Source organism: Acidiphilium iwatense (genome assembly GCF_021556475.1).
Lineage (GTDB): Bacteria > Pseudomonadota > Alphaproteobacteria > Acetobacterales > Acetobacteraceae > Acidiphilium > Acidiphilium iwatense.
The window spans coordinates 1-6,135 of record NZ_JAKGBZ010000090.1 but is presented as its reverse complement, the minus strand read 5'-3'; the positions used below and the strand labels follow the sequence as shown (position 1 = coordinate 6,135).

7 protein-coding genes and 1 pseudogene are annotated in these 6,135 nt (G+C 56.9%); 1 reads left to right on the top strand and 7 read right to left on the bottom strand.

All coding sequences use genetic code 11. From position 1 onward, the window contains the following. Positions 1-207 (top strand): annotated as a pseudogene (locus L2A60_RS19625) (IS1634 family transposase); the annotation flags it as partial. 70 nt (positions 208-277) lie between these two features. On the opposite strand, the gene L2A60_RS19620 reads toward L2A60_RS19625, so the two are convergent. The 7 genes from L2A60_RS19620 to L2A60_RS19590 all read right to left on the bottom strand — a co-directional run bounded on the left by L2A60_RS19620 (position 278) and on the right by L2A60_RS19590 (position 5,970). Then, on the bottom strand, positions 278-868 hold the full coding sequence (locus L2A60_RS19620; RefSeq protein WP_235706148.1) for an acetate uptake transporter: 591 nt from the start codon (positions 866-868) through the stop codon (positions 278-280). A 97-nt stretch (positions 869-965) separates the two neighbouring features. After that, positions 966-1,664 (bottom strand): DUF2848 domain-containing protein, encoded by a 699-nt coding sequence (locus L2A60_RS19615; RefSeq protein WP_235706147.1) that lies wholly within the window; start codon positions 1,662-1,664, stop codon positions 966-968. A gap of 48 nt (positions 1,665-1,712) precedes the next feature. Beyond that, complete coding sequence (locus L2A60_RS19610; RefSeq protein WP_235706146.1) at positions 1,713-3,077, bottom strand: amidase; 1,365 nt, start codon at positions 3,075-3,077, stop codon at positions 1,713-1,715. A 34-nt stretch (positions 3,078-3,111) separates the two neighbouring features. After that, entirely contained in the window at positions 3,112-3,492 is a 381-nt protein-coding gene (locus L2A60_RS19605; protein WP_235706145.1) for a cupin domain-containing protein, read from the bottom strand. Between the two features lie 33 nt (positions 3,493-3,525). Then, positions 3,526-4,998 (bottom strand): 4-hydroxyphenylacetate 3-hydroxylase family protein, encoded by a 1,473-nt coding sequence (locus L2A60_RS19600; protein WP_235706144.1) that lies wholly within the window; start codon positions 4,996-4,998, stop codon positions 3,526-3,528. 55 nt (positions 4,999-5,053) lie between these two features. Further along, on the bottom strand, positions 5,054-5,545 hold the full coding sequence (locus tag L2A60_RS19595; protein ID WP_235706143.1) for a flavin reductase family protein: 492 nt from the start codon (positions 5,543-5,545) through the stop codon (positions 5,054-5,056). 191 nt (positions 5,546-5,736) lie between these two features. Continuing rightward, a complete protein-coding gene (locus L2A60_RS19590; RefSeq protein ID WP_235706142.1) occupies positions 5,737-5,970 on the bottom strand; it encodes a helix-turn-helix domain-containing protein in 234 nt (77 codons plus the stop codon). Between the last annotated feature and the right edge of the window lie 165 nt (positions 5,971-6,135).

Sequence of the window (6,135 nt, the reverse complement as noted above, 5' to 3'; positions counted from 1 at the left end):
GCAGCACTCCGCAAACAGACCACCAAACAGACCGACGATGGCTTGCCGGTCCACAGCTTCCACAGCCTGATCGCAGACCTCGCGACACTGACGCGCAACACCGTCACCACCGCAATCTCGCCAAACCTCCCGATCACCATCACCGCAAGGCCAACACCCATCCAGCAAAAGGCGCTCGACCTTCTCGCCATCCGCTGTACCCAGTAACCACCCCGCCCGATCACAAATTATCGTTTCGGATCAATGGGCTGTGCAATTCAAAAAAAGGAAGCTCAGCTTAGAGACTTCGTATCAGCGGATCAAAAACCGGTGACAGCTTGATGCGATCGCCGACGGCCAGGATCGTTCTGCCATGAATCTCATTCAGAAGTGTCGCAGTGGCTAGGTAAAAGGCAAGAACCGCGGTAACCAGTCCACCGTAACCGCCAAGAACAGTCAGGGTGTGGTCGCCAAATACAGGTGCCGCCGCGAGAAACAGGAGCGTTACCCACGCGGCGAAGAGTGTCGCATTCAAAGCCCAATTGATGGCAAACGAGCTTATCCAGAGTGTTATGGAAAAGGCGGCCCAAACGACGAGGTACCAACTCACGGCCGACGCGGGCACATGTCGTAAAAAAAATTCCTCGAAGAGAGCAAAGCTCCACCAGAATGCGCCATACCCTCCGAAAGCCGCGACCCCGAAGGTGTTACCTTTAACAAACTCCATGACGCCTACGATGATTTGAATCGAACCGCCAAATGCGAAAGCCATCGCAAGAATCAGCGGGACGGAGGCCCCAGATAGGAAATCGGCGTTCACGAGGCTTAGCAGCCAAGTAGTTAGTGCAAACGCAAAGAGTCCGACCGGGGCCGGGTTTGCAAGCTTCATTGTTTCCTCCTGTTATTGGAATTGTGGTGCTAGCTAATGAATGGTGCGATCTAAGGCGGCATCTCATCCTCCATGATACTGGTACTCTGCGAAGTGACTAGCCGAGCACAGGCAATGGCACGACGCTGTAGTTATGCTTAATTCCCCGGCGAAGGATTGGGTCATGGATCTCAAACTCGAATCGCGTGCTCGGCCTGATCCCGCCATTGGCGGAAAGTGTCCCGCCAAAGAGTGCGACACCCTCGGGTAGGGCGCTTGCTCCGAATCCTTGTTCGATCAGCGAAAGCGGTGGGAGCATCTGGGCGACGCTGCCTTCCTGATAGAGTTCACGTACGCCGCCTATCGTGGCATAAGACCTCAGAACGAGACGATCCCAATGCGGTGCTACCTCTTCGAAGGCCCATAATTCTGGCGCGATCGGCTTGTCACACATCTGCTTAGACACGGTGATATTGTACGATTCTACCTTGCGGTCCGTGTGGTCGGAGCCAACACCGACGAAAAGGCGACCCTCTAGTTGGATTAGAACGAACTCGACCTCGCCGCTTGATGCCTCTCCGGCGGTCTCGATCGTCGAACTGGTTGTCAGCCGCCGAGCCGCAATGCGATAGAAGATTGGAGTTGTGGCGGGACGTGCGATCCCAAGTTCTTCAAGTTCGACGATATGCTTGTCTCTAGCGATCGGATCGCGACCCGTCCAGCCAGCGATAACGAGTCCGGACAACGGAATCTCACGTAAAGCCGAGTGATCGGCTTCATGTATCGTGAAGACGAGGGTTCTGTCGGCTGAACTCATTATGGGGTTCTCCATGGTCTTTGACGGTTCCATATGTTCGTGACGGTCCTAGACTTCGTCCGCAGCAATTGGCGATCTATCCCAGTCGCGTCCAAGCGCCTCAATCGCGAGCGCGATCGAGAGAATATCGCGATCGGTGTTCGCGGGACCGGCGATCATCAGGCCGACAGGGGCTTTGTTATCGCGATTGATTGGCAGCGATAGGGCGCATCCGTCGATTATGTTGATGAAGGTAGGATTTCGAAGTGCCAGAAGGTTTACCCTCTGGAAGTCAGCGTCTTCCGTGAGACCCTCTATTGGCGGCGGCAGTATCGGAGTTGTCGGCATCAGCACCGCGTCATATGGGGCGATACGAGCCGTCGCACGCGTGATCAGTGACCGTCGTTTGCCATGCAGCTCTATATAATCCGCCGCCGACTGATCAGCGCCGCAGCGAATGCGCGCGAGCACTCGTGGGTCGTATTCGGTTGCGCGCTCCTCTAACAGGTGGCGGTGCCAGGCGAAGCTTTCCGCGGCGGCGAGTCCGCCCTTTGCATTCAGTTCTGCCACTTCGTCAAGTTCGGGAACAACCACTCTCTCGATTAAAGCGCCGTTTCTCGACAGGCGATGTAGAGCCCGATCGAACTCCTCGGCAACACAACTCTCGATGTCATCGAGAGCGATATTGCGGGGTACGGCTAATCTCAGGCCGTGTAGTGGGCGGGCCTCGAGGGGACGTGTGGTTTCGCCGGCTAAGATTGTGTCGAGGGTGGCGCAGCAGTGGACTGAACGGGCGATCGATCCTACGGAGTCAAGTGATGACGAAAGAGGTACAATTCCGTCAAGCGGAACGCGGCGCGCGGTGGGTTTGAAGCCCACAAGGCTGTTGAAGGCTGCGGGAATGCGGCAAGATCCGCCCGTGTCCGTGCCTATGCCGGCATGGGCCATGCCCATAGCGACCGCGATCGCGGACCCTGATGACGATCCCCCTGGAACCCTCGATTCATGAGGCCGCCATCGGCTTCGCGGGGTTCCATAGTGGGGATTGAGGCCAAGACCGGAGTAGGCAAACTCCGTCATGTTGGTTCGGCCGATGATGACAAAGCCCATGCGTCTCAACCGGCCGATGCACTCAGCATCTCTCTGTGCAGGTTGATTTCCGGCCAGCACAGTCGAGCCAGCACGGGTGACCTGGCCCTGCACGTCGAACAGGTCCTTCACTGCGATCGGGATGCCGGCGAACGGCGAGGGGGCCGAGCCAGCTTCCCGCATCGCGTCGAACGCGGAGGCTGTCTTCAGCGCCCCCGCTGCGTCTACGTCCACGAAGGTGTAGCCGCCTTCGCCATCTACGTCATGAATCGCGGCCAGACAACTCTCGACCAAAGCCAGCGCGGTCGTCCGCCCTCGCTCGAGGTCATGCGTGAGGCTGGCCAAGGTGGGTAGAGGGGGCACCGGGAACTGATCCTCTTCAGACAGGATCGAAAAAATGAATCTCGAAGAGAAGGCAGCCGCCCTCGGACTTGAAGGGGCCGTGTGTGGCACCCGGCGGCCGGCAGGCGTAGGTGAAGCGGTTGTAACTCGTGCCGCCGTCGCCACTCTCATTGTTTCCGACGGTAAGGTCACCCGACACCAGGAACACTTCTTCCCAATATTCGTGAACGAAAGGTTTTGTCGTGTAGACGCCCGGCTCAAACCTCAAGAGGCGAGTCCGGGTGCCATGCCGGCCCGGCTCATCCAGGGCTCCAGACAGGATCTTCTGTTGGATTCCTGCCGGATATCCGGTGGGAACCTCCCATCCAGCCGTCATATCAATGGTACGAAATTCGTCATGAATTTTATTGACGGACATCGGTGCGCTTCTCCTAAGAATTCATGCCGCCACTTACGGAATTCGGTTCCGATCGTCCAACTCATAGCTATCCAGAATATTGGTCACCAAGGTATTGGCGTGTTCCCAGTTGTAGCTACGGAAGGAATGTCCTTTTGTGACGAAGTTCGCTCCCGCATAAAACATCTCATATTGATGGTGACGTGAGGCAAATTCGGAGCCAACAGCATCCCAGGCAAGTTTGTAGAATTTAACTTTCTCCGGAGCGGTGGCGGCGGGTGATTGCTGTGTGCGGTCAATAAGTGACGCAATATCGGGGTTGCGAAAATCTTCTACAGAAGACGGTAGCATTATCAGACCTCCTCCAGATAATTCACGCAACGTATTGAGTATTTTCGGATACAGCTGCTGCGTCAAAGTCTGCGCCGCATAGAGCGTATGCCGATCAGGAATGTAGTAGCGGCCGTTGTGCGATCCCTTGGCCTCCATGGCCGCCACGAAGGCATCGATCATGCCCCCCTCAGCCGCGAGTTGGCCAAGCGTTTCACGAACCTGTGGAAAACCAAGAACGCCATTGATCTCGGCGATCCGCCGTGCCAGCCCAATCAGAAAGCGGACCTTCACCGAGAGACGGATCATTGCCTGATAGTTCTGGTAGACGTGCGCAGGAGTAGCGAAAAACTGCTTCTGGCACATCTCGATGCTCTTGAAGACGAACACCCGATCCCAAGGAACCTGGACGTCGTCAAAGAAAATGACCGCATCGTTCTCATCAAATCGACTCGCGAGCGGATAGTCGAATACGGAACCCGCGGCCTCCTCGTAGGATTTTCGGGAGAGAAGGGTCAGGCCTGGCGTATTCAGCGGAATGGCAAACGACAGAGCGTAGTTCTCATCACCGGGCTGCAGCGGCTGGATGCACGTCACGAAAATCTCATCGGCCATGATGCCGCCAGTTGCGAGCATTTTCGCCCCGCGGACTGTGATGCCCCGCATATCCTGATCGACAACCCCGGCGGTCAGGAACGCATCCTTCTGCTGCGCGGCGCTCTTCGAGCGGTCTGCTTGTGGATTTATGATCACGTAGGTTAAATAAAGGTCGCGATCTCGGGCATAGCGGTAGTAGTCGGCAAGAGCTGTGGCCCGCTCTCGATCATAGGCTTCGAAGACGTCCAAACCCATGTAAAGGCCTGCAATACAGGAGGCGACATGGTCTGGAGCTCGGCCCAGAAACCCCGCATGAAGCGCTCCCCAAGCCTCCAAGGCGTGTCGGCGATCGATAAGGTCATTGATGGTCTCGGGCAGTTGCCAAATTCGGTTTGCGCGCTCACCCGGCACGACCTGATAGGTCATGAGATCCTGATTCTCTTTTGCCGATGCGAAGTCGAATAGCTTGGCGACGGATTTGATCGAGTTGGAGAAAGCGCGGTGCGCGGTTACGTCGGGGACGCGTTCCCCATCGATGTAGATACTGCGTCCGTCTTGCAGACCTGAAATGTGCCTATCGCCCGTTTTTAAGATAGCCATGGATCGTTTCACTCCTCAGAGAATTCGTTGTGCAGCCACAGATCAGCGTGATTGGTTAACTCAGTGCGCCTTCGCCGACGCTGTGGTATTTTCCGCGAAAGAAAAGCAACGGCGCCTCACGCTCGTTTGCTGAAAACCGAATGACGCGGATAACGAAAATTACGTGATCGCCGGCGTCGTAATGAGCGTGCGGCTCGCATTCGAAGTGAGCGAGCGCTCCCTGAAGTAGGGGGGCTTCTGTATAGCCTGCTACGACTTCGACGTTGGCCCACTTCTCACCGCGGGCCTGGGCAAACTGTCCTGACAGGGTTTCTTGGCATCTGCTCAGAATATTGATCGCATACCCCTGCGCCGCGACCATGGCCGGGAGACTAAGTGCGCGCCTATCGACACTAAATAGCACCAGAGGTGGATCCAGAGAGACAGAATTGAACGACGTCATGGTCATGCCAATTGGCTCATGGGCAGGTCCACGAGCTGTGACGACGGCAACCCCCGTGGCAAAATGCGAAAGCGCCTTGCGGAAAGAGCAATAATCGAACTCCATTGTTTCCTCCTCTCAGTAGCTTTGTATTAAAGCTATCTAGCAAAGTGAGTCAAGCACAAAGTTCGGATGCTGCCCGCAACAGGCCGTCCCGATGCGCTTTCACCTCATCAATCGAAGCCGGAATGGTAGATGTGGTTTGGGCCTCAGCTTCGATTCGGCTGATGATGCCGCGCGGGGTTTAAGGGAATCTATCAGCCGCGCTGAAGGGCGATTCGGGCTGCGCGCGGAGGCTGCCCGGTCCAGGCACGGTGGGCACGGGAGAAAGCGGACAGTTCCGCGTAGCCGAGACTATGGGCGATGGACTTGAGCGAGCGCCGGCGCTCTCTGAGCATACGGGTTGCGGCATCCGCCCGCTGTTCCTTGACCAGGCCGCGGAAACTCAGGCCTTCCTCGCCAAGCCTGCGTTGCAGCGTGCGCGCCGACATGCCGAGTTCGCAGGCGGCGAGCGATACAGTCAGGTTGGAGTCCTCAAGACTCCCCTCATTTTCACACTGCCCCGAAAGTCTCGGCGAAGACGGGCAGGTCGGCGAGCATATCGGCGAATTTCTGGACCAGTGGCAGCAGGCGAGGCTCCGGCATGGTGGGGATGA

Excerpts from the sequence above, each read along its gene's own strand:
- L2A60_RS19620 (WP_235706148.1), bottom strand. The coding sequence starts at position 868 with ATGAAGCTTGCAAACCCGGCCCCGGTCGGACTCTTTGCGTTTGCACTA.
- L2A60_RS19615 (WP_235706147.1), bottom strand. The coding sequence starts at position 1,664 with ATGAGTTCAGCCGACAGAACCCTCGTCTTCACGATACATGAAGCCGAT.
- L2A60_RS19605 (WP_235706145.1), bottom strand. The coding sequence starts at position 3,492 with ATGTCCGTCAATAAAATTCATGACGAATTTCGTACCATTGATATGACG.
- L2A60_RS19600 (WP_235706144.1), bottom strand. The coding sequence starts at position 4,998 with ATGGCTATCTTAAAAACGGGCGATAGGCACATTTCAGGTCTGCAAGAC.
- L2A60_RS19595 (WP_235706143.1), bottom strand. The coding sequence starts at position 5,545 with ATGGAGTTCGATTATTGCTCTTTCCGCAAGGCGCTTTCGCATTTTGCC.
- L2A60_RS19590 (WP_235706142.1), bottom strand. The coding sequence starts at position 5,970 with ATGTCGGCGCGCACGCTGCAACGCAGGCTTGGCGAGGAAGGCCTGAGT.